The sequence below is a fragment of the Pseudomonas duriflava genome, from assembly GCF_007830155.1.
Lineage (GTDB): Bacteria > Pseudomonadota > Gammaproteobacteria > Pseudomonadales > Pseudomonadaceae > Chryseomonas > Chryseomonas duriflava.
The window spans coordinates 232,251-252,578 of sequence record NZ_VLKY01000005.1 but is presented as its reverse complement, the minus strand read 5'-3'; the positions used below and the strand labels follow the sequence as shown (position 1 = coordinate 252,578).

Here is a 20,328-nt window from a genome sequence, read left to right as displayed (position 1 = left end):
GCAAAGCGTACGGTCATCTGCTCCAGGCGGATTCAGAACTGACCAGCCAGCCGTCATCCCGCAACGGCCGACCATCGGTTGAGCCTTTATTCCTTAGGCATCAGGCCGATGACCCGCTGAGTCCTAGCTGACTTCAGGCGTCATTTCTTTACGCATTCAATAACAATAAGTCGGAGCCACTAGCATGGATGTTTTACGCAAATACCCGATCCGCGGCCGTTTATGGCTGATACTTGGTGTCGCCACCCTGACGTTGGGTGTTTTCGGCGCCCTGATGCTCTCCGCCTCTTACGATCAGCTCTACCGAGGCAAGGCAGAAAAGACCCAGCACGTGGTCGAAACGGCGCTTGGTGTGCTCCAGCACTTTCATCAGTTGGAAAGCCAGGGAACGCTGACGCGTGAAGCGGCCCAACAGGCAGCGTTGGCTGTCATCAGGGATCTGCGCTACGGCCATAATGATTATCTCTGGATCAACGATCAGCAGCCGCGCATGATCATGCATCCCATGAATGCCAAGCTTATCGGACAGGACCTGTCCACCTTCAAAGATCCTGACGGCAAAGCGCTGTTCAACGACATGGTGACGATTTCCCGTACCGGTGGTGGCGAGGTGGCCTATCGCTGGCCTAAGCCAGGCGCCAGCGAGCCGGTGCCAAAGATCTCCTACGTCAAGCCGTTCGAGTCTTGGGGCTGGATTCTCGGGACGGGAGTCTATATCGATGACTTGCAAGCCGAGTTCCGTGCTCAACTCTGGCAGACCGCCGGTGTGGGTTTGGGCATTGTTCTGCTGATGGCGGCCCTGATTCTGGTGATCCAGCGCAGTATTACCCGCCCGTTGCTGTCGACGGCACGTGCCATGGCCAATATCGCCAGTGGCGAGGCGGATCTGACCCGACGGCTGGATGAGAGCGGCCAGGACGAATTGTCGGAGGTGAGCCGGCATTTTAACCGCTTTACCGAGCAACTGAGCCATATCATCCGGCAGCTTTTGGACGCAGCGAAAAGCCTTGATCAGCATTCCATTACCCTGGACCACGTCGCCGAGCAAGGCCAGCGCCAGGGTGACGCACAATCACAGCAGACGGACTTGCTGGCTACGGCTATTAACGAAGTGACCCATGCTATTCAGGACGTAGCCCAGCATGCAGGGCAGGCCTCCTCCGAAGTCCAGGCCGCCGAGGGATGCGCCCTGGCGGGGCAGGCCAGCCTGACGACCAGCCTCAAACAGGTCGAGACGTTGTCGGCCACGATTATGCAAGCCACCAGTGTTATCCAGGCGCTGGCCCAGGAAAGCACGCAGATCGGTAAGGTTTTGGAAGTGATTCGTGCCATTGCTGAGCAGACCAACCTGCTGGCGCTTAATGCGGCCATCGAGGCAGCACGGGCCGGTGATCAGGGCCGTGGTTTTGCCGTAGTAGCCGATGAAGTACGTCTACTGGCGCAGCGCACCCAACGCTCAACCGAGGAAATACAGGACATGATCGGTCGCCTGCAAGGTAATTCGAGCGAGGCGGTACGCGTTATCCAGGAAAGCGAGCAGGTCTCCCGGCAGACCCTAGCGCAGGCTGGGCAGGCGAACGTGAGTCTGGAACGCATTCTGCAGGCGCTACATAACCTGTCGACCGTAAACGCCTCGATTGCCAGCGCTACCCTCCAGCAGTCCCACGTGGTCGAAGAAATCAACCAGAACGTAGTGCAGGTCGCAAACCTGGCTCAGGTCAGTTTGGTCTCGACCGAGCAGACACACGTATCCAGCCGTCAATTGCGGAGCATTGCCGACCAACTCGGACAGCAACTCGGGCAATTCAAGGTTTGACGTCATTATCCGGGCCGCGCCTGGCGCGCCCGGATGTCGTCTGGCTGCTATTCCGACGTTGAGAAGCTCTGCTCCGCCATATGCGTTTGGCTGTACGCCAGGGCTGACTGGGCTCGGCTGATCAAATCGTCTTCTTCGGTCTGCGCCAGTACGGTCTTGGCCAGCAACTCGATGTTTTGCAGATGAGTCATTTTCTCGTCGCGGCTGATCGTATCGAGCATACCCAGCTCTTCGATGCGTTCTTCGCAGCGGACGAGCAAGCGATTGTGGAACTCGTACTGAGTTTCAAAGTGCTTAGTGCGACGGGCCTTACGTGGAGCTTTTGGTTCCTGATCGGACAGTTGTATAGGGGTCATGATGTACTACTCATACCATCAAAAAATACGGAACTGGCAATATGCCAGTTCTTATGCCGTGTGATCCAGTTCAATTGGTCTTAGATACTTTCATTGGCAGATAGACGGCTTCATGTCAGCTTGCAAAAGGGACCTGTCGACAGGTTACTGACTCGTGAACTGTGAGTGTCAAGAAAACATAAAGGCAGCGTGTTGCAGTTCATAAAACACGGCTCATGCCTGGCCATCCTCTTTTCTTCTATCGTGTCTTGATCGAACCATCGTCTTCGCCCGGGAGTCGACTTCTCTGTAAGCAATGCCCATCAAACGATGGGATGAGGAGGATAAGGCAATGATTTCAAGAATAGGTGTGATCGGCCTCATGTTGAGCGCCATGCTACTCGGCGGCTGCTTCAACACAAGCGACGATAAATCCAGCGAGTCCAGTTCCGAAAAGGCGTCCATCCAGCTACAGCCCGACCGCGCTGACAGTGACGGCAGTGATAACCAGGACGGCAATAACGGTAAGTAACATTGTATAAACGGAACCGGCTGGCCGACAGGGCCGGTTCCGTTTTCGCACCTGTGTCCACGAGGAGAACTTATGGCGAATACTGATGACTTGGCCCTGTTGGAGGAGTTATTGCTCGCACGTGGGCCGGGCGGTCAGGAGGATGCGGTTCGGGCCATTTGCTGGCGTGAACTCAAGCGTCACTGTGATGAGGTCTGGATCGATGCAGCGGATAATGTCATCGGTATCGTCCGGGCCGGCGATGCTTCGCGTGAAGAGGCCATAGCCCGCAGTGTGTTGATCATGGCGCATCAGGATGAGATCGCCATGGTGGTGAAGCGGATCAATCCGGATGGAACCCTGAACGTGGTCGCGCTGGGCGGTGCGTTTCCTATCAACTTTGGCGTGTGCCCCGTGGATATCATGGGCGACGAGGGCATTTTTCCGGGTGTTCTGTCGTTCGGCACCATGCACGCCACGTCGGAGTCGCCACAAGGTGCTGACGTGCTCAGCGGCAACGTGCAATGGACTGATGTTCATATCCTGACGCGGCGCTCTAAGGAAGAGCTTGGCACCTTGGGTATTCGAGCCGGTACTCGGGTTATTTTAAGTCAGCACTGGCGCAAGCCTTTCCTGGTTAATGATTGTGTCGCAGCGCATTTTCTGGATGACCGCGCCCCGGTTGTAGCCACACTCAAGGCAGCAGCCCTGGCGGCCGAGCGCAAGGCTATGCTCAAGCGCGATGCATTGTTTGTATTTACAACCAAGGAAGAGGAGACCAACGCTGGCGCGCAGTATGCAGCCCGCACGCTCCCCGGTGAGATCTGCATTGCCGTAGAGGTAGGGCCTATTGCCAATGAGTACGACACGCACCTGAGCGCGGACCCGATCATTCTGACAGGTGATGAAAAAGGGTATTACTCGAAAACCGTAGCGGATGATCTGTTGCATGCTGCCCAGCGTTGTGGCTACAACCCACAACCGGCTTTGATGCCTGATTTCGCCTCGGATGCCAGTGCGGTATTAAGCTCAGGGGCGTCAGCCAAAGCAGGCTGTATCGCTATTCCAACTGAGAATACGCATGGCTATGAAGTGATTCTGCAGGACGGTATGGAAGCCTGCGCGCAAACCCTGTTGGAGTATCTGCTCAACAGCCCGCTACGCTAAGCAACGAACGAGGAAGCTTCTGCGAGCTGTCACCTCACGTTACAAGGTTAGACCGATACATTGATCTTCGAGCGTTTGGTGGCTTCTGGTTTGTAGTCGGCAACTGTCTGGTACTGCCGCAGAAAAGTCTGTACCACTTGTACATAGGCCGCACTTGCGGTATCCGTCTGCTGCGTCGCTTTGACTGGCGGGCGTTTAGGCTCGACAGGCATCATGGCTGCTTGCAAGGTCTCGCTCAGTTCGCTGCGATCCATCTCATCGCTATCCAGAGCAGATAGCAGAGTGGTGCCGCTGAGTTCGCTCAAGGCTTCGAGTTCACTGCTGCTGAGCGTGTCGCTGCCGTCCGAATCGAGATTGAAAATCAAATCATCGGCTGTGTCGTAACTGGCATAGGTAGAAGATGGCGAGAGTAATGTAAAGGCATTAACCAGCTCGCTTTCAGTCAAGCTGCCATCGCTGTCCTGGTCTAAAAGACCAAGCAACTGATCCACGTCTATCGTGTCGGCAGTTTCTTCTTCCTGGCAGTCAGCCTCGGTGGCTACGGCAGTTAGCTCGGCTTTATTGATTGAGCCGTTACCATCGCTATCCAACGCTTTGAGGCGTTTTTTTAGCGGATTCTCTTCGTTGCCGGTGGCCTCAATAGTAGCGCTGTCTGTACTCCGATTTCTGCCAGAACTGCTGTAATAGCTGGAATAACTGCTTCCTATTCCATTGATCATGATACGTCACCTAAAGGTTGAGAGCGTCTGGGAACGATCCAGTGCATAGCATCCTTCAGGGATGTTTCCTCGATATGGTGACTTTGTATCCAGCCCAATACAAAGTGGCTAAGTGTTATTCACGCGCCAGCAGACGAATAAGCACAGTCAGACCGCCGCCTGGCGTATCGACCAGTTCAAGCGTGCCGCCTTGCCGCTCGATGCCTTCACGAACAATGGAAAGTCCAAGGCCTACTCCACCCGAGTAGCGGTTACGCGAACCCTCCAGGCGATAAAAAGGTTCGAAGACAACCTCTCGATATTCCTCTGGAATACCCGGTCCGTGGTCTATGACGCGAATTTCAACGTACTGTTCGTCTTCGTGCAGTTCGAGCGTCGCATGACCGGCATAGCGCAGGGCATTGTCCAGCAGGTTGGTCAGGCAAGAGCGCAGAGCCATGGCTTGTACCCGGATGGGGCGACAATGACCAGCCAGGCGTACGTCGGCGCCGTCGTCCTGAGCGTTTTCCACAAGGGATTCGGCCAGGGCATAGATATCGTAAAGCACCCAGGGTTCTTCGCTGCGCTGCTCACGCAGGTAGTCCAGGGTTGCGTTCAGCAGGGCGATCATGTCGTCTACGTCCTGCGTAGCCCGATTGCGTACCTGCGGATCCTCAATCTCTTCGATGCGTAGCTTCAGGCGGGCCAGGGGCGTTCGCAGGTCATGGGACATCGCGGTCAGCATACGTCCGCGCTGCTGAATCTGCGCCACGATGCGCTCGCGCATGTGATTCATGACCCGGGCTGCCTCCCGCGTCTCGCGAGGGCCGGTCTCGGCAATAGGTGGGCTATCAAGGTTGTCGCTCAGACTCTGCGCGGCCACGGTGAGCTGACTGATCGGTTGTGTCAGCAGGCGGGCACTCACCCAGGCAGCGATGATCAGGGCGACCAGTTGAAACAGAAACGGCCCGCCCAATATCCAGCTTAGCCGATCTATCAGGCTCTGTGGCGGGCCTGGACGGAACTCAGGGCCCGGACGGAACTCAGGCCCCGCAGGGCGAAGTGCTGATGCTTCGCCGTCAGGCCTGTTAGGCGGGGGAGTCTGCATACTGGGCGGCAGACGGTTTGGCGGGCCATGGCCTGCATAATCGAGCCAGCCGAATGCCAGGAAGTGGCCAAGCACGATGGCTATTAAAAAAACACCAAACAGTCGAGCGAACAGGGTGTCCAGGCGGTGCATATCAGTTGCCGATCTTTTGAGCGTCAAACAGATAGCCTTCGCCCCGCACCGTCTTGATCAGTCTGGGTGCACGGGGATCATCGCCAAGTTTTTGCCGCAGGCGCGAGACTTGCAAATCAATACTGCGATCAAAGGCTTCGATACTGCGCCCACGAGTGGCATCCAGGAGTTGCTCCCGACTCAGTACTTGGCGGGGGTGTTCAATGAATACCCAGAGCATGCGGACTTCAGCATTGGAGAGCGGGACAATCATGCCGCTTGGTGACTCAAGCTGGTGGCGTATGCCATCGAGCTTCCAGCCATCAAAGCGAATATGGGTACGCGTCGCGCCGCGGCGTACCCCTTGGTTATCCTGAGTGCGACGCAGTACCGACTGGATTCGAGCTACAAGCTCCCGTGGCTCGAAGGGTTTGGCCATGTAGTCGTCGGCGCCTAGCTCCAAACCTATGATTCGGTCGGTTGGCTCTGATTGAGCTGTCAGCATCAGGATGGGGGTGGTCCCTTCCTTACGCAGCCAGCGGCACAGGGTTAGGCCGTCCTCTCCAGGTAGCATCAGGTCCAGAATGATAATGTCGAAGCGTGTACGCGCCAGCGCCTGACGCATTTCCGTGCCGTTGGCCGCACCTTCACCGCGAAGGCTGAAACGTGCCAGATAGTCGATGATCAGCTGCCGCATGGGGGCATCGTCATCTACAAGAAGAACCTCAGCCGCCCAACGGCTTTGAGAATCGGAAGGCAAGGAAGAGGCAGATGCGTGATGATCCATAAGGGTTCGGTAGTTCCACTCGAAACACAGTAATCCCCAGCCGGGATTACTTCAGAGTGTTCAATCGTAACGGCTGTCAGGCGGGGCGGCTATACAGAAGGGACGGCTGAAGAGCCGTTTGAAGAGGATTTCCGATTGGAATGCCCTATGAATTAGTTAGCTATTTTAAATATGGAGATTTAAAGGAGTTTATTGCGCTCGTGTTCTGGCTGTTAAAGCACTAGCTGCATAGCCAAAGTTTTAGAATAAAACTTAGTAATTCCAATTAGTTAAACCATGCGAGTGGATGAGGGACTTTCCCGTCTGACTTAACCTCGGCCTTGTAAAACAAACGATTAGGGATCATGGGTAGGGCTATATTCTCGCTGAGTGGTTTTGAGGGGTGCGAACCCTAGTCTGTTTCCAGGAACTAAATAACTCCACACCGTGAATTAGGCTTGGAACCGCTATGACTGACACATCGAAAACTCTCACAACGCGTCAGGGTCACCCCGTCAGCAACAACCAGAGCCTGCGCAGCGTAGGCGAACGTGGCCCGGCTACGCTGGAAAACTATCAGTTCATCGAGAAGATCACGCACTTCGACCGTGAGCGTATTCCAGAGCGCGTCGTGCATGCGCGCGGTACCGCAGCGCATGGTTTCTTCGAGCCCTATGGCAAGATTGGCGACGAGCCGGCAAGCAAATACACCCGTGCCAAAGTGCTCACTAAAACTGGCGTGCAAACGCCGATTTTCCTACGATTCTCTACGGTAATCGGTGGCAAAGAGTCGCCAGAAACCGCTCAGGATCCACGTGGTTTCGCCATCAAGTTCTATACCGAAGACGGTAACTGGGACCTGGTAGGCAACAACCTGAAAGTGTTCTTTATTCGGGATGCGATCAAGTTTCCCGACATGATCCATGCGTTCAAGCCCGACCCGATCAGCAACCGCCAGGAGCCCTGGCGCTTCTATGACTTTGTTCAGCATCACCCTGAGGCGCTGCACATGGTCACGTGGGTGAAAAGTCCCTGGGGACGTCCCGCCACCTACCGCAATATGCAAGGTTCCAGCGTGAACACCTACAAGCTGGTAAACGACCAGGGCGAGGCCGTGCTGTGCAAGTTCTCCTTTGAGCCCAAGCAGGGCGTGAAAAACCTTACTACCGAGCAGGCGACCGAGATCCAGAAGCACGACGTAGGCCATGCAACGCGCGACCTGTACGACGCCATTGAGCGGGGTGAATTCCCTGAATGGGAAATGTGTGTGCAGATCATGTCTGAGGATGAGCATGTAAACCTGGACTTCGATCCGCTGGACGACACCAAGCGCTGGCCAGAAGATAAATTCCCGCTGCTGCCGGTTGGTCGTATCGTCTTGAATCGCAACCCGTCCAACTTCTTCGCAGAAGTAGAGCAAGCTGCCTTTGGTACGGGTGTTCTGGTTGATGGCATCGACTTTTCTGACGATAAGATGCTCCAGGGCCGCACCCTGTCCTATTCAGACACTCAGCGCTACCGCGTTGGTGCCAACTATCTGCAATTGCCGATCAACGCGCCTCGCAAGGCGGTTGCTACCAACCAGCGTGATGGCTTTATGGCTTACCATGTGGATGCAGCTGGTGAAAATCCGCACGTTAACTACGAGCCCAGCACAGAAGGCGGGTTGAAAGAGGCACCCAAGCCCAAGAAGGACTACCACCAGTGGGTAGAGGGCCATTTGGGCCGCTATCAGACCATCAAGACGGCGGCGGACTACAAGCAGGCGGGTGAGCGCTACCGCACCTTCGAGGAGTGGGAACGAGAGGACCTGATCAATAACATTACCGCTGACCTCAAGCAGTGCCCGGAAAATATCCAGCTACGGATGATTTGGCACTTCTGGCATTGCGATCCGGACTATGGCCAGCGTCTGGCTAATGGTGTGGGTATTGATATTGAAAAAGCCAAGGCACTGCCGCCTCTGGAAGGGCGTCCGGCGCCGGGACAGGATCTGGATGTCACCCTGTATGACACCGGCGAGCCTGAAGGCGATAGCAAAAACAATCCCACACAATCCAGCGTGAAAGAGGAGAACGTTAAGTAACAGTGCTCCTCAGGCCTGATTAAGTCAGGCCTGTCTTGGAAGGCCATGCAATATGCGTTGCATGGCCTTTTTTATTCAAACGGTAATCCCAGTTCCTTTTCGATTTCTATTTTGGAAATACCAAAATGGGTCATTAGGAAAATAATCTGGCTCTCTAGTCCATGAGGCGCATCTTCTGCCTCTAGGGTATCAAGCGATTCTGTTTCTCCCTCATCATCCTCTACCGCTTGCTCAAGACGGGCTCCGGTGGCATCGGATAGGTTGGCTCCGGTCGCATCCTTGACCAGGGCATCAAGGGCCGCCTCGCTGATTCCAGCCGTACGCGCTCGTTCAGCCAGCTCTGCTGCTACGGTTTCGATATGCATACGGTCGGATAGCCACTGGCGAAAACTCACGCATCCCAACATAGCCTCGGTGCGCTCATCACAGTACGCCACATACTGTTCAAATAAAGGATGTTCTCGATCGCCATCGAGCACAGCGCCTAGTACATGCTCATCGCTGTTGAGTTCAGATGTAATCATGCGTACCCCTTATGCTCTGTTTTTGGAAAAGGCTTTAGCTCTGTCGCGGAGCAGCTGTTGTAGAGGCTGCTGGTGCTCGTCATAAGACTTAGAACCTTGGGCAAGACAAGTTGCATTTCATTCGACGTCGGATGACGGATTCGACGCTAATGGCACCGGCAAGAGGTGAGCGGTTTATTTTCCGGTGGCCATTTAAAGCCGTCCGTCTGCCTGTTGCGCCTGCCGGTTAGCAGGCAAAGGGCTCTTTATAGAGAACAAGCAGCTGGAAACACTGATGCTAGACAGGGAAAAGAGCAAAAGTCAGGGTTAGCCACACCTTTAACCGCTGATATCACTGCGCCATTAGTAGTTAAAGTTTGGTACTGCCCGAGCGAAAACCTTGGTGATGGATTCCCCTAGCCCCTCTGGCTCACAAGGTGTGGTCAGAGTCTTCCTAGTGATAAACCACTCGGCATCTCACGCCGGGCTTCCCAATAAATATGCAGTGAAGATTATGAAGCTTAAGCATCAACTGTGGGCTGGTTTTGGCGGTATGTTTCTTCTGGTGTTAAGCCTGGGGCTGCTTGCCTATTGGAGCTTGGGTTCAATGGAGGAGCGGACCCGTGAAATGGCCTCAGCCGCTCGTAAAGTTCAGCTCTCTTTGACGATTCCAGGCATTTTGAACCTGAACCGTGAGCGCGCTATTAAATCTCTGTTTTTAGACGATCCAGCTGCGATTCGGGCGCTAGATGAAAAGCGGGCAGAAACCGTTGCACTAAATGACGTGTATCTCAAGGAGCTTGAGGCAAGCGTTACAGAAGCTGAAGGGATCGCATTACTGGAAACGATGCGTGAAAAGCGCAAGACCTATCTGGATGCGCTGGCTGTTTTCGTTAAACAGTCCAAGGGAGCCGATCGTAATACGTTAATGTCCTCGCTTGACCGTGAGCTGGGCGAAAAGGTCAAGGCGTATATGGACGCCTATGACGCCATGAGCGCTTACCAATCTGCCTCGCTGCAGCGAAGTCAGGAAGAGGCCGCCCGAACGGTAAGCCACACGCGCATTCTGACACTTATTACCTTGCTGTTAGCGGTTCTGGTATCGATCGGACTGATCAGCTGGATCGTTCGCTCGGTGCTGGGCACTCTGGGCGGAGAACCTGCACAGGCCGCTCAAAGCGTAGCCTTGATTGCGAAAGGTGATCTGACGCAGCCGATTGCAAGCACACGTCCGGATAGTCTTTTAGGGCATCTGGAGGCCATGCGTAACGAATTGAACGCTGTTATTTCCCGTCTGAAAGACGGTTCTCAGCGCCTTGTCTCGTTTTCCAGCGAGCTGGCTCAAACATCGCAAACGGTAGCCCAGGGCGCGGGTCGTGGCAGCGACGCTGCGTCCAGCATTGCCGCTTCCATTGAACAGATGACAACCAGCATTTCGGATCTGTCCAATAACGCAGCCGCTGCGGCAGATACGACACGGCAGACCGGTGAGATTGCCGCCAATGGCAGCTCCAAGGTTCTGGATCTGGCGAACGGCATGGCTTCACTTTCGAACAGTGTAAGAGAGTCTGCTGGCAAGGTTACGGAACTGGGGCAGCAGTCAGATGAGATTCGCTCGATTGTAGGACTGATCCAGTCGATTGCTGATCAGACCAACCTGCTGGCTCTTAACGCGGCCATTGAAGCCGCACGTGCAGGAGAGCAGGGACGAGGGTTTGCCGTCGTTGCGGATGAGGTCAGGCTGCTGGCTCAACGAACCACGCAATCGACCCGCGACATTGCCACAAAGATCGAAGGTATCCAGAACAACGTGAAATCTGTGGTTGCGATCATGGGGCATAACGTTGAGCAGGTTATCCAGGGTGAACAGCTTGCGAGCGAGGGCGCTGAAGCAATCGATAATATCCAGCGGGCCACTGGCGAAGTAGTGAGTATCGTGCGCAATATCAGCGACGCCGTACGTGAAAACTCTACCGCGAGCCAGGAAGTAGCACGTACCGTCGAGCATATTGCGACCTTGTCCGAGCAGAACAGCCGCTCTTCCAATCAAGTAGCCGGTACGGCTAATGAGTTGTCTGAGCTGGCCCATGAACTGAGCAGGGTCTCCTCACAGTTCAAGACGCATTAATCTTTAGTGGTCTAGTCAGAAAGGGCATCCGGCTTCATTATTCCGTGATGCCCTTTCTTTTGAGGCCTAATCCTATGGCATTCCTGCAACATCGAGTAAGGCGTTATCTAAGGCAGGGTAGCTTCCGGTTAAAACGCAGGCGTACAGGATTGGCGTGTTTGATAGGGCTCTTTTGTACCCCAGCCCTGGCAGAAGAAGGAGATCTTCATAAGCTCCGTCTCGGTGAGCATTCTATTGCCGTAGAGGTTGTGGAGACTGCGCAGGCGCGCCAGCAAGGCCTGATGTATCGAGAATATTTGCCCGATAATCAAGGCATGCTGTTTGTATTCGAAGCTCCCAAAACGGTCTGCTTTTGGATGAAGGACACGCTTATTCCCTTGTCGGTGGCGTTTTTAACGGATGACGGCAGGATTGTCGGTATCGCCGACATGCAGCCTAAAAGCGAAACCCTTCACTGCTCGCCACGTGCCGTAAGGCTTGCGCTGGAAATGAACCAGGGTTGGTTTGAGCGTAATAACACCCAACCCAATGATCGTGTCGAAGGATTAGACGCAATTCGTACGCTACGTCCCTAATCGGTCCGTATCCCATACTGCTAAGCGCAATACTCTTATAACGCCTCTTACCGATACGTCATCGAATCGCTTTAGCAGTGGCACTTGTCACGCCAGCGTCTGGTCTATTGGCCTTATGCCAGGGCTTGGCGACCAGCGGTTAGGTGCCAGGGCCGTTCACTCGATTGTCTTAAGGAGACGCGATGAGGGTCTTGATCATACTGGGCCATCCACGCGAGCACAGCTATTGCGCTGCACTCGCGCAGGCCTATCGGGAAGGAGCGGAGCGGGCCGGTGTAGAAACACGCCAGTTGTCGCTCGCGTCGTTGCAGTTCGATCCGTATGTACATGTGGAGTCACCGGAGGATCAGGTGTTGGAGCCGGATCTGCAAGAGGCCAAGGAATTGTTGATCTGGGCCGATCATCTGGTTTTCGTTTATCCCACCTGGTGGGGCACGATGCCCGCCTTACTCAAGGGATTTCTGGATCGGCTGGTTATGCCCGGATTTGCCTTTCGCTTCTATGGACGGGGTGCAACGGAATGGGAAGGGCTCTGGCAGGGCAAATCTGCCCAGCTCATTACGACGATGGATACGCCGCCTCCAGTCTATAACTGGCTGTTTCGCGCCCCGGGTACACATGCCATGCGTAACGCCACGCTTGGTTTCTGCGGGGTTAAACCTGTGCATACCCTGATTGCCGGTTCGGTACGCACGTCGACCGAGGAGCAACGGCAGGGCTGGCTCGAAAAAGCCCGCTGTGCCGGGTTCGCCTTGCGCCATGGCGTACACACACCGGTTGGCCGCGTCTGGCAGCAGGTCAGGCCCTGGCTTAAGGCGCTGCGTTTGCAGTTTTATCCCATGGCCTGGCTTGCCTATTCGATCGGCGCGCTGGCCAGTGCTACGCAAGGGCTCTCTCTGGCGCCTTATCTCTGGGGGCTTTTGTGCATCTTCTTTCTCGAAGCCGCAACGGTTTTCTGCAATGACTACCGGGACTACCCGAGCGATAGCGTCAACAAGAACCATGGCCCGTTCAATGGTGGCTCGCGAGTACTCGTGACCCAGGAGCTCAGCTTTGCATCGTTGCGCAAAGGTATTGGTGTTGCTCTCCTGCTGACTTTTGTAACGGCAGGGCTGGCACTTAAAACATCGCTTAACCCAGGCGGGTCGGCTTTATGGCTTCTGATTGCTGCTGTGCTGACCCTGGGCTATAGCAGCCCACCGCTCATGCTGAACTACCGGGGTTGGGGGGAGTTGGATGTAGCGTTTACCCACAGCGCAATGGTCTTGTGGCTGGGGTATACGCTTCAAGGTGGCTCATTGGCTGCCAATCTGCCTTGGCTGTTGGCTCTGCCGCTGTTCTTTGCCATCTTGCCGGCCATCATTCTGGCCGGAGTGCCGGACAGAGAGGCGGATGCTGGCGTCAACAAGCACACCGTAGCCCAACGCTTCGGAAATGCCGCAGCCCTGGCGGCGGCAGGCGGTTCAGTGCTGATATCGGCACTGCTGGCCCTGTTGTTTGATGTGACGGGAATAGCGGAGGGGCTGTTAAGCGGTAGCAGTTACTTCATTCTGCCGCATGCCGCGTTGTGCCTGGGCCTGTTATTAGCCTATGGGCGCCGTGGCGCTGAACAGTTAGGACGGATCGATGGTCTGCTGATCGCCACGCTGACCTACATGATCTGGCTTATTGGCGTGCCGCTTTATCACCTGCTATGAGGGAGCGATAGCGCGTCAGGAAAGCTCTGGTGCGCTATCGAGAAAGGTCAGGACATAACCAGGTTGTAGCCCCACAAAAGAACCGTCATGGCCAGTAATACTTCCAGGACCAATACCCCGATTGCCAGGGTCGAGCCAGAAATGATGAAGCCCTCCTTGCGGTCAATGTTCAGGAAGTTGGGAATCCCGACATAGAGCAAATAGGCCGTGTAACAAAGCCCTACGATTCCGGCGAGCATACACAGCCAGATCCGTGGATAAAGGGCAACGAGGCCGCTAAGAAACATGGGGGTTGCGGTATAGCCAGCAAAGACGATGCAGCGACGTCGGCTTGGGCGATGGGCATGCCGCTTCGCGAGCCAGTGGATCACATTACCCATCAACACCACGGCGCCTAAAATCAGTGCATAAGAAATCACGCCGATGGTGAAGGCCGTCCAGGGGGACAGCGTAACGGCATGGCGTGCCCCGAAACTCCAGCCGAATTGCGTCGTACCGATGTAGGTACACACTACCGGAATCGCGGCCAGCCATAGCACATGATGGGCATAGGCATGGGACACCGTTTCCCGTTCTCCGCGAATTTGTTGCCACTCCCGATCGGGATGGGCCAGAAGACCCCAGACGTGATTGATCATAAGACACCTCGCTCTCGTCGACGGACGCGTTCGCCGAGCCGTTTCAGGACCTTGGCTGCCTGGCGCAGCGGCAAGGGTGCGACCTGATTTCAGTATAGATGGCAAGGTAAGAGGCCTAAGAGCAGGCTTCTATCATTGAGCGATAAGCATGGCTTTTATAGATCAAAAAGGATTGATAAAGCCGGATCGATCCTAACGGGCTGTACCGGCCATCAATTTGCCAGCAGAAAATTTGAACTGTTACTCAGTCTTATGACGAATCGATGAACCCTGCTTACCCCCTCCGGTCGTAGCTCGACGCGCCCTCGACCGGTTGGATTTTGCCTCGGGCATTCTTTTACGTGACGGACCACAGTATGCGTTTATTTTTTCTCTCCATTCTTGTGACCGTACTGGCAACATCCTCCGCCTGGGCTGAACTTAAGCCATCGGCTACCGCCTCGACTTCTGCTAAGGCCTCTGCTTCTGCATCGGCTGGGCTGGCCAAGCCCCCCAAATCCCGCAACGGCGGCGTACGGCTTGTGACACGGCGGGCCAAAGGCGGTCAAGTGTTTGACGTAAGTAACAGTCTGGATGTCCCTGTGACGGTCACCCTGCGTCTGAGCCGCATGGTCAATGTGGCGGGCGCAGGCAAAGGTACGATTCGCCAGACCATACCGGCAAACAGTCAGGTTCGAATTGCTTCCTTGCAAAAGCGCCAGCAGGGATACCCCATGCATTTCAAGCAGGCCTTCAGTTTCTCGCCGCATTACTCGCCCGGTGCAGGAGGTGGGTTGGGCAATCCGGACAGTCTGGCCGGTATCACCACAGGCTACGCCTATGCATTGCCCTGGCAGGGCGGCCCGTTCTATATCAGCCAGGGTGCCAATGGCGATTTCAGCCATCACACTCCAAAAGGCCGCTATGCCGTAGACGTGGCCATGCCGGAAGGAACCGCGGTCGTGGCGGCGCGTGGCGGCACGGTTATCGAAATCGAGAACCGTCAGTTTGGCCATGGGCCAAGCCCGTCAGGCAACTTTGTGCGTATCCTGCATGACGATGGAACCCAGAGTGCTTATCTGCACCTGAAGCGCGGTTCCGTGATGGTACGAGAAGGGCAGACCGTAAAGACCGGGACGCCACTGGCGCAATCCGGCAACACGGGCCGGAGTACCGGGCCGCACCTGCATTTCGTGGTCCAGCAGGCGGCAGGCGATGCCGTGGTTTCCATTCCCTTCCGGTTTGCCCAGCCTGTAGCAGCACTACCCAACTTTGCCTTGGGCGGAAACGAGTAAAGAAGGCAGCGAAAGGCCGGGCCCGGCCTTTCGTAGTGATATTGTTCTAGCGCGAAACCATCAGCTTTACGCCCAGCCCAACGAAAATGCCACCCGCCATGCGATCCAGCCAGAGGCCTAGACGAGGCTTTCTCTGTAGCCATTGACCGACTGCGCCTGAAAAATAACCCAGCAGGCCGAACAGGATGGCCGCCTGGAGAGTACATACAACGCCCAGCTGCAAGATTTGCAGGCTCACATGACCTCGCTCGGCGAGGACGAATTGAGGCAGGAATGACAGGAAGAACAGTACGACCTTGGGGTTGATCGCATTAGCGAACAGACCTTTGAGAAACAGGCGGCCCAACGGCTCATCCGGTTGTTCACAACTAATACGGGGCTGGCCGGTGCTGCGTAGGGCCTGGATACCCAGCCAGATCAGATAGAGTCCCCCTACGATTTTAAGTACAGTAAATGCCGTGGCCGAGGCGGCGATCAGGGCACTCACGCCCAGCGCGGCCAAGGCTGTATGAGTCAGGCAGCCTAAGGCACACCCCAGCCCAAAAATCATACCGCGCAGGCGACCCTTTGCCATGCCGAGGCCCAGTACCATGAGGTTGTCCGGGCCGGGGGAAAGGGTAACTACGACGGCAACGGCGAGAAAGCTAAGAAGTTGTTCGGGCGACAACATGCACAGCGGTCCTACTTGTCAGGAGAAGCAAGAGGTATAGCGGCGTGTGGCGTTGGCGTAAAGCGGGAGATGGCGAAGGCAGGGGTAGGGGTAATACGCGTTGCTTATGGCTACTTACAAACAGGATGCCGTAGAGCGTAATTAAGCAACGCGCATTGTATTGCCCGATTACATCAACCGAATCGGCCGGTGATGTAGTCCTCGGTCTGCTTTTCCTTCGGTTTGGTAAAGATCAGGTCCGTCGAACCTACTTCGATCAGCTCGCCCAGGTACATGAAGGCCGTGATATCCGAGCAGCGAGCGGCCTGTTGCATGTTATGGGTCACGATAACCACGGTGAACTGCTCTTTCAGGTCAGTGATGAGCTGTTCGATTTTTACGGTGGAAATCGGGTCCAGAGCAGACGTTGGCTCATCCAGCAGCAATACCCGTGGGCGCAGCGCGATGGTGCGAGCAATACACAGCCGTTGTTGCTGACCGCCCGACAAGCCCAGCGCGCTCTGCTGGAGCTTGTCCTTGACCTCATCCCATAAAGCCGCCCCACGCAGAGCCTGCTCTACGCGGTCGCGCATCTCGACACGAGAGAGCCGCTCGTGATGACGAATGCCATAAGAGACATTGTCAAAGATCGACATGGGGAAGGGGACCGGCTTCTGGAACACCATGCCTACCGTACTGCGCAGGCGGCTGAGCGAATACTTCGGGTCGAGAATGTTCTCACCATCCAGCAGGATCTCGCCGGTAGCCTTCTGATTTGGGTATTCCGCATAGATACGGTTGAAGATACGCAGCAAGGTGGATTTGCCGCATCCCGAGGGCCCGATGATGGCGGTGATCTTGTTAGCGGGAATATCCAGGTTGATAGATTTCAACGCCACGTGCTGCTTGTACTGAAAGCCCACGTTGCGTGCGCAAATCTCGGGCATGTGAGTTTGAAGATTGGTCATTGCGCACCTCGCTTGCGAGAAAAGACGAAACGGGACAGCAGGCTCAGGAGCAAAACGAAAATTGTCAGGAGCAGGGCACCTGCCCAGGCCAGTGCCTGCCAGGTCTCGAACGGGCTCATGGCGAACTGGAAGATAGTGACCGGGACGCTGGCCATGGGTTTGAACAGGTCGGCATTCCAGAACTGATTGCCGAACGCTGTGAACAGTAGCGGCGCCGTCTCACCCGTAATCCGAGCCATGGACAGCAGTACGCCCGTCACCACGCCTGCTTTGGCGGCACGCAAAAGGATCTGCAGAGTAACCTTCCAATGGGGAATGCCCAGTGCCAAGGCCGCTTCTCGCAAAGAGGCCGGCTGCAGTTGGAGCATTTCGTCAGTCGTACGGGTCACGACCGGAATGACCAGCATGGCCAGTGCCAAGCCGCCAGCGAAGCCTGAAAAGCTGATCGAACCATTAGTGAACTGATTCATTGGAATCACTACGGCGGTGTAGACGAACAGGCCGATCACGATGGACGGTGCGGACAGTAGGATGTCATTCACGAATCGGATGACAGTCCCCAGGCGCGATGTGCGAGCGAATTCGGCCAGCCAGAGCCCTGCCAGGATGCCAATAGGCGCCCCGATCGCAAGGGCAAGCAGGCTGATCAGTACACTACCGAACAGGGCGTTGGCGAGTCCGCCATCCGCACCGGGAGGTGGCGTCATTTCAGTGAACAGGGTCAGGCTCAAGGCACTGCCGCCCTTGATCAGTGTAGTCGCCAGAATCCATACCAGCCAGCCAAGGCCGATAATGGCCGCCACGCTGCTCAGCGTCATGGCGATCATGTTCTTGATCTTACGTGTGCGGTACAAACGTTCGCTCATGTTCATCAATTACCCGCCCGGCGCGACATGCGCGCCAGCATGAGCCGAGCCAGCATTAACACGATGAAGGTGACGACGAACAGCAGGAAACCCAGGGCAATCAGGGAAGAGCGGTGCAGGTCGGTGTAGGCTTCGTTGAATTCGTTTGCAATGACCGAGGCGATGGAGCTGCTCGGCATCATCAGCGACATGGAGAGCTGATGCGAATTGCCCAGTACAAAGGTTACCGCCATGGTTTCTCCCAGCGCGCGTCCCAGGCCAAGGAAGATGCCGCCTACCACCGCTGAGCGTGTGTAAGGCAGGACGATGTCCCAGCAGACTTCCCACGTGGTCGAGCCCAGCGCATAGGCAGATTCCTTTAGGGCTGGCGGTACGGTACGGAAGACCTCGTACATCACTGAGGTTATGAACGGCAGGATCATGATTGCCAGGATAATACCGGCGCTCAACAGGCCGATGCCCAGGGCCGGCCCTTGAAAGAAACCGCCGATTACCGGCAGGCTGCCCAGGTAGTCGTTAATGAATGGAGCCAGGTATTGCGCCATGAACGGGCCGAAAACGAACAGGCCCCACATGCCATAGATGATGGATGGAATACCAGCCAGCAATTCGACAGCAGACGCTACGGGCGTACGCAGCCACGGCGGTGCGATCTCGCTGAGGAAAAGAGCGATGCCAAAGCTCACCGGCACAGCCAGAACCAGGGCAATCAGAGAGGTTACCAAGGTGCCATAGATCGGTACCAAGGCACCGAAACGACCATTGACCACATCCCATTCGGCACTGGTCAAAAACGACCAGCCAAAGGTAGAAAAGGCCAGACGGCCGCCCCAGAGGGTAGAAAAGGCAGCGCCCAGCATGACCAGTAGAACCAGCAGTGCAGCGGTCAGCAGGGTAAGGCGGAACCAGCGGTCATGCCGGGTATCGCGGCGGGCGCGTTGCTCGCGCACATCTCGTGCGGTAGCGGGGTTATAAGGTGTCGTGGCGGACATGGATAGGTCCTTCAATAAAACACCCCGCACCGGCGAAGGAGCGGGGTGTATAGGCCGAGCTAAGGATCAGTTCTTGAACTCGGATTCCCAATAAGTCTCGATCTTGCTGACTAGCGAGTCCGGGAGCGGAACGTAATCCAGCGCGGCAGCATCCTTCTGTCCGTTTTCCAGCGACCATTTGAAGAAGTCGAATGCAACCTTGCTGCGCTCGGCATTCTTCGGCTCCTTGTACATGATGACCCAGGTCGTCGCCGTGATCGGCCAAGCATCAGCACCAGGGGCATTGGTCATCAGCAAATTGAAGTCTTTTGCGCTGCTCCAGTCGGCTGTATCAGCGGCGGCCTGGAAGCTCTTCGAATTCGGCTCGACGAAATTACCTGCCGCGTTCTTCAGCTGCGCGTGGGACATTTTGTTCTGAAGCGCATAGGCATACTCGACGTAGCCGATCGAGTTCTTGATCTGCTTAACGTAGGCAGAAACACCTTCGTTACCCTTGCCACCTACGCCGATGGGCCAGTTGACAGTGGTGCCAAAATTAACCTTTTCCTTCCACTCCGGGCTGACCTTGGCCAGGTAGTTGGTGAAGTTATAAGACGTACCCGAGCCGTCGGAGCGGTGTACGACCGTGATATTGGCCGAAGGCAGGCTAAGATCTGGGTTGAGCTTTGCGATGGCCGGATCGTTCCAGGTCTTGATGGTTCCCATAAAGATCTTGGCCAGCGTTTCGCCGTCCAGCTTGAGCTGACCGGGCTCGACGCCTTCCACATTGACCACCGGCACAATGCCGCCGATCACACTGGGAAACTGGCCCAGACCGGACTTCTCTAGGTCCTCGGTGCTGAGCGGGGCGTCGGAAGCACCGAAGTCAACTGTCGCAGCCTTGATCTGGGCGATGCCGCCACCGGAGCCGATGGACTGGTAATTGATACGGTTATCAGAGTTCTGACTATAAGCCTGGGACCACTTCGATAGCACCGGATAGACAAAGCTGGAGCCGGCGCCAGTCACGTCCGTAGCCTGGGCGACCGTACTCAGGCAAAAAGCAGAGAGAAGGGCGGAAAGACGAAAGGTGCGTGTGATATACACGATGCCTCCTAGGCATGTCAGGCAATTGGGTAGGCCTGAAGCTAGAGCGGCGACGTGAAGTTGGTATGACAGAATCATGACAAAAATATGACTAAGCGGCCAATGGCTATCAATTGATACAACAGAAGCGCGGCGGCCGACTCGCTTGCTGGTCAGTCGTAAGGGGATAGTGTTTGTGTCGGATCACAAAGAAACGTATCAGCTGCCGAGCAATCCATTTTTACATCCAGATACTTTTGATTTCGTCATACGACTAATGGCTTGCTACGTTGCCCCTCAGCCCTGGATGGGTTGCTCCTCCTTTTGTCCTTGCAGATCGCCCGGGTCGTCGGTGGGGCAAATTGCTCTCGCTGG

At 55.7% G+C, this 20,328-nt stretch carries 18 protein-coding genes and 3 pseudogenes; 10 read left to right on the top strand and 11 right to left on the bottom strand.

Going from position 1 to position 20,328, the window contains the following annotated elements; genetic code table 11:
* Positions 1-184 precede the first annotated feature (184 nt).
* Positions 185-958, top strand: a pseudogene (locus IQ22_RS24100) (cache domain-containing protein); the annotation flags it as partial.
* 318 nt (positions 959-1,276) lie between these two features.
* Positions 1,277-1,816 (top strand): annotated as a pseudogene (locus IQ22_RS24095) (methyl-accepting chemotaxis protein); the annotation flags it as partial.
* A 47-nt stretch (positions 1,817-1,863) separates the two neighbouring features.
* On the opposite strand, the gene IQ22_RS09325 reads toward IQ22_RS24095, so the two are convergent.
* Entirely contained in the window at positions 1,864-2,172 is a 309-nt protein-coding gene (locus IQ22_RS09325) for a hypothetical protein (protein ID WP_145140994.1), read from the bottom strand.
* 331 nt (positions 2,173-2,503) lie between these two features.
* On the opposite strand from IQ22_RS09325, the gene IQ22_RS09320 reads away from it, so the two are divergent.
* Together IQ22_RS09320 and IQ22_RS09315 are read left to right on the top strand one after the other, a co-directional pair.
* Positions 2,504-2,683: a hypothetical protein gene (locus tag IQ22_RS09320; protein WP_145140992.1), complete on the top strand. Its 180-nt coding sequence runs from the start codon at positions 2,504-2,506 to the stop codon at positions 2,681-2,683.
* A 72-nt stretch (positions 2,684-2,755) separates the two neighbouring features.
* A complete protein-coding gene (locus tag IQ22_RS09315) occupies positions 2,756-3,829 on the top strand; it encodes a zinc-binding metallopeptidase family protein (RefSeq protein ID WP_145140990.1) in 1,074 nt (357 codons plus the stop codon).
* Between the two features lie 47 nt (positions 3,830-3,876).
* Here the strand turns inward: IQ22_RS09315 and xopAW are convergent, their stop codons facing one another.
* The 3 genes from xopAW to IQ22_RS09300 all read right to left on the bottom strand — a co-directional run bounded on the left by xopAW (position 3,877) and on the right by IQ22_RS09300 (position 6,533).
* Positions 3,877-4,548 (bottom strand): EF-hand domain-containing protein, encoded by a 672-nt coding sequence (gene xopAW / locus IQ22_RS09310; protein ID WP_145140988.1) that lies wholly within the window; start codon positions 4,546-4,548, stop codon positions 3,877-3,879.
* A gap of 115 nt (positions 4,549-4,663) precedes the next feature.
* Positions 4,664-5,767, bottom strand: coding sequence for a sensor histidine kinase (locus tag IQ22_RS09305; protein WP_145140986.1), 1,104 nt, complete (start codon positions 5,765-5,767; stop codon positions 4,664-4,666).
* Between the two features lies 1 nt (position 5,768).
* Entirely contained in the window at positions 5,769-6,533 is a 765-nt protein-coding gene (locus IQ22_RS09300) for a response regulator (protein ID WP_145140984.1), read from the bottom strand.
* A 448-nt stretch (positions 6,534-6,981) separates the two neighbouring features.
* On the opposite strand from IQ22_RS09300, the gene IQ22_RS09295 reads away from it, so the two are divergent.
* Positions 6,982-8,598: a catalase gene (locus IQ22_RS09295; protein WP_145140982.1), complete on the top strand. Its 1,617-nt coding sequence runs from the start codon at positions 6,982-6,984 to the stop codon at positions 8,596-8,598.
* Positions 8,599-8,669: 71 nt separating this feature from the next.
* Here the strand turns inward: IQ22_RS09295 and IQ22_RS09290 are convergent, their stop codons facing one another.
* Positions 8,670-9,122 carry a hypothetical protein gene (locus IQ22_RS09290; RefSeq protein WP_145140980.1) on the bottom strand — a complete coding sequence of 151 codons (453 nt, stop codon included), beginning with the start codon at positions 9,120-9,122 and terminating at the stop codon, positions 8,670-8,672.
* A gap of 385 nt (positions 9,123-9,507) precedes the next feature.
* On the opposite strand from IQ22_RS09290, the pseudogene IQ22_RS24090 reads away from it, so the two are divergent.
* The 4 genes and pseudogenes from IQ22_RS24090 to IQ22_RS09275 all read left to right on the top strand — a co-directional run.
* A pseudogene (locus tag IQ22_RS24090) lies at positions 9,508-10,125 on the top strand (MCP four helix bundle domain-containing protein); the annotation flags it as partial.
* Between the two features lie 237 nt (positions 10,126-10,362).
* Positions 10,363-11,229: a methyl-accepting chemotaxis protein gene (locus tag IQ22_RS24085; RefSeq protein ID WP_425298853.1), complete on the top strand. Its 867-nt coding sequence runs from the start codon at positions 10,363-10,365 to the stop codon at positions 11,227-11,229.
* Between the two features lie 158 nt (positions 11,230-11,387).
* Positions 11,388-11,804, top strand: coding sequence for a DUF192 domain-containing protein (locus IQ22_RS09280; RefSeq protein WP_208733623.1), 417 nt, complete (start codon positions 11,388-11,390; stop codon positions 11,802-11,804).
* 182 nt (positions 11,805-11,986) lie between these two features.
* Complete coding sequence (locus tag IQ22_RS09275) at positions 11,987-13,501, top strand: NAD(P)H-dependent oxidoreductase (protein WP_145140974.1); 1,515 nt, start codon at positions 11,987-11,989, stop codon at positions 13,499-13,501.
* Between the two features lie 47 nt (positions 13,502-13,548).
* Here IQ22_RS09275 and IQ22_RS09270 read toward each other — a convergent pair whose 3' ends face one another.
* Positions 13,549-14,139, bottom strand: a complete 591-nt coding sequence (locus IQ22_RS09270) for a Yip1 family protein (RefSeq protein WP_145140972.1) — start codon at positions 14,137-14,139, stop codon at positions 13,549-13,551.
* 356 nt (positions 14,140-14,495) lie between these two features.
* On the opposite strand from IQ22_RS09270, the gene IQ22_RS09265 reads away from it, so the two are divergent.
* Positions 14,496-15,413 (top strand): M23 family metallopeptidase, encoded by a 918-nt coding sequence (locus tag IQ22_RS09265; RefSeq protein ID WP_145140970.1) that lies wholly within the window; start codon positions 14,496-14,498, stop codon positions 15,411-15,413.
* Positions 15,414-15,459: 46 nt separating this feature from the next.
* Here the strand turns inward: IQ22_RS09265 and IQ22_RS09260 are convergent, their stop codons facing one another.
* From IQ22_RS09260 to pstS, 5 genes are all read right to left on the bottom strand, one after another.
* Positions 15,460-16,083, bottom strand: a complete 624-nt coding sequence (locus IQ22_RS09260; protein ID WP_145140968.1) for a LysE family translocator — start codon at positions 16,081-16,083, stop codon at positions 15,460-15,462.
* Positions 16,084-16,256: 173 nt separating this feature from the next.
* Positions 16,257-17,009 carry a phosphate ABC transporter ATP-binding protein PstB gene (pstB, locus tag IQ22_RS09255; protein ID WP_244309066.1) on the bottom strand — a complete coding sequence of 251 codons (753 nt, stop codon included), beginning with the start codon at positions 17,007-17,009 and terminating at the stop codon, positions 16,257-16,259.
* Positions 17,010-17,026: 17 nt separating this feature from the next.
* Positions 17,027-17,902, bottom strand: a complete 876-nt coding sequence (pstA, locus tag IQ22_RS09250) for a phosphate ABC transporter permease PstA (protein WP_145140964.1) — start codon at positions 17,900-17,902, stop codon at positions 17,027-17,029.
* Complete coding sequence (gene pstC / locus IQ22_RS09245) at positions 17,902-18,888, bottom strand: phosphate ABC transporter permease subunit PstC (RefSeq protein ID WP_145140962.1); 987 nt, start codon at positions 18,886-18,888, stop codon at positions 17,902-17,904. Before pstC ends, pstA begins: the two co-directional genes overlap by 1 nt.
* A gap of 66 nt (positions 18,889-18,954) precedes the next feature.
* Positions 18,955-19,968 carry a phosphate ABC transporter substrate-binding protein PstS gene (pstS, locus tag IQ22_RS09240; RefSeq protein WP_145141186.1) on the bottom strand — a complete coding sequence of 338 codons (1,014 nt, stop codon included), beginning with the start codon at positions 19,966-19,968 and terminating at the stop codon, positions 18,955-18,957.
* Positions 19,969-20,328: the final 360 nt, after the last annotated feature.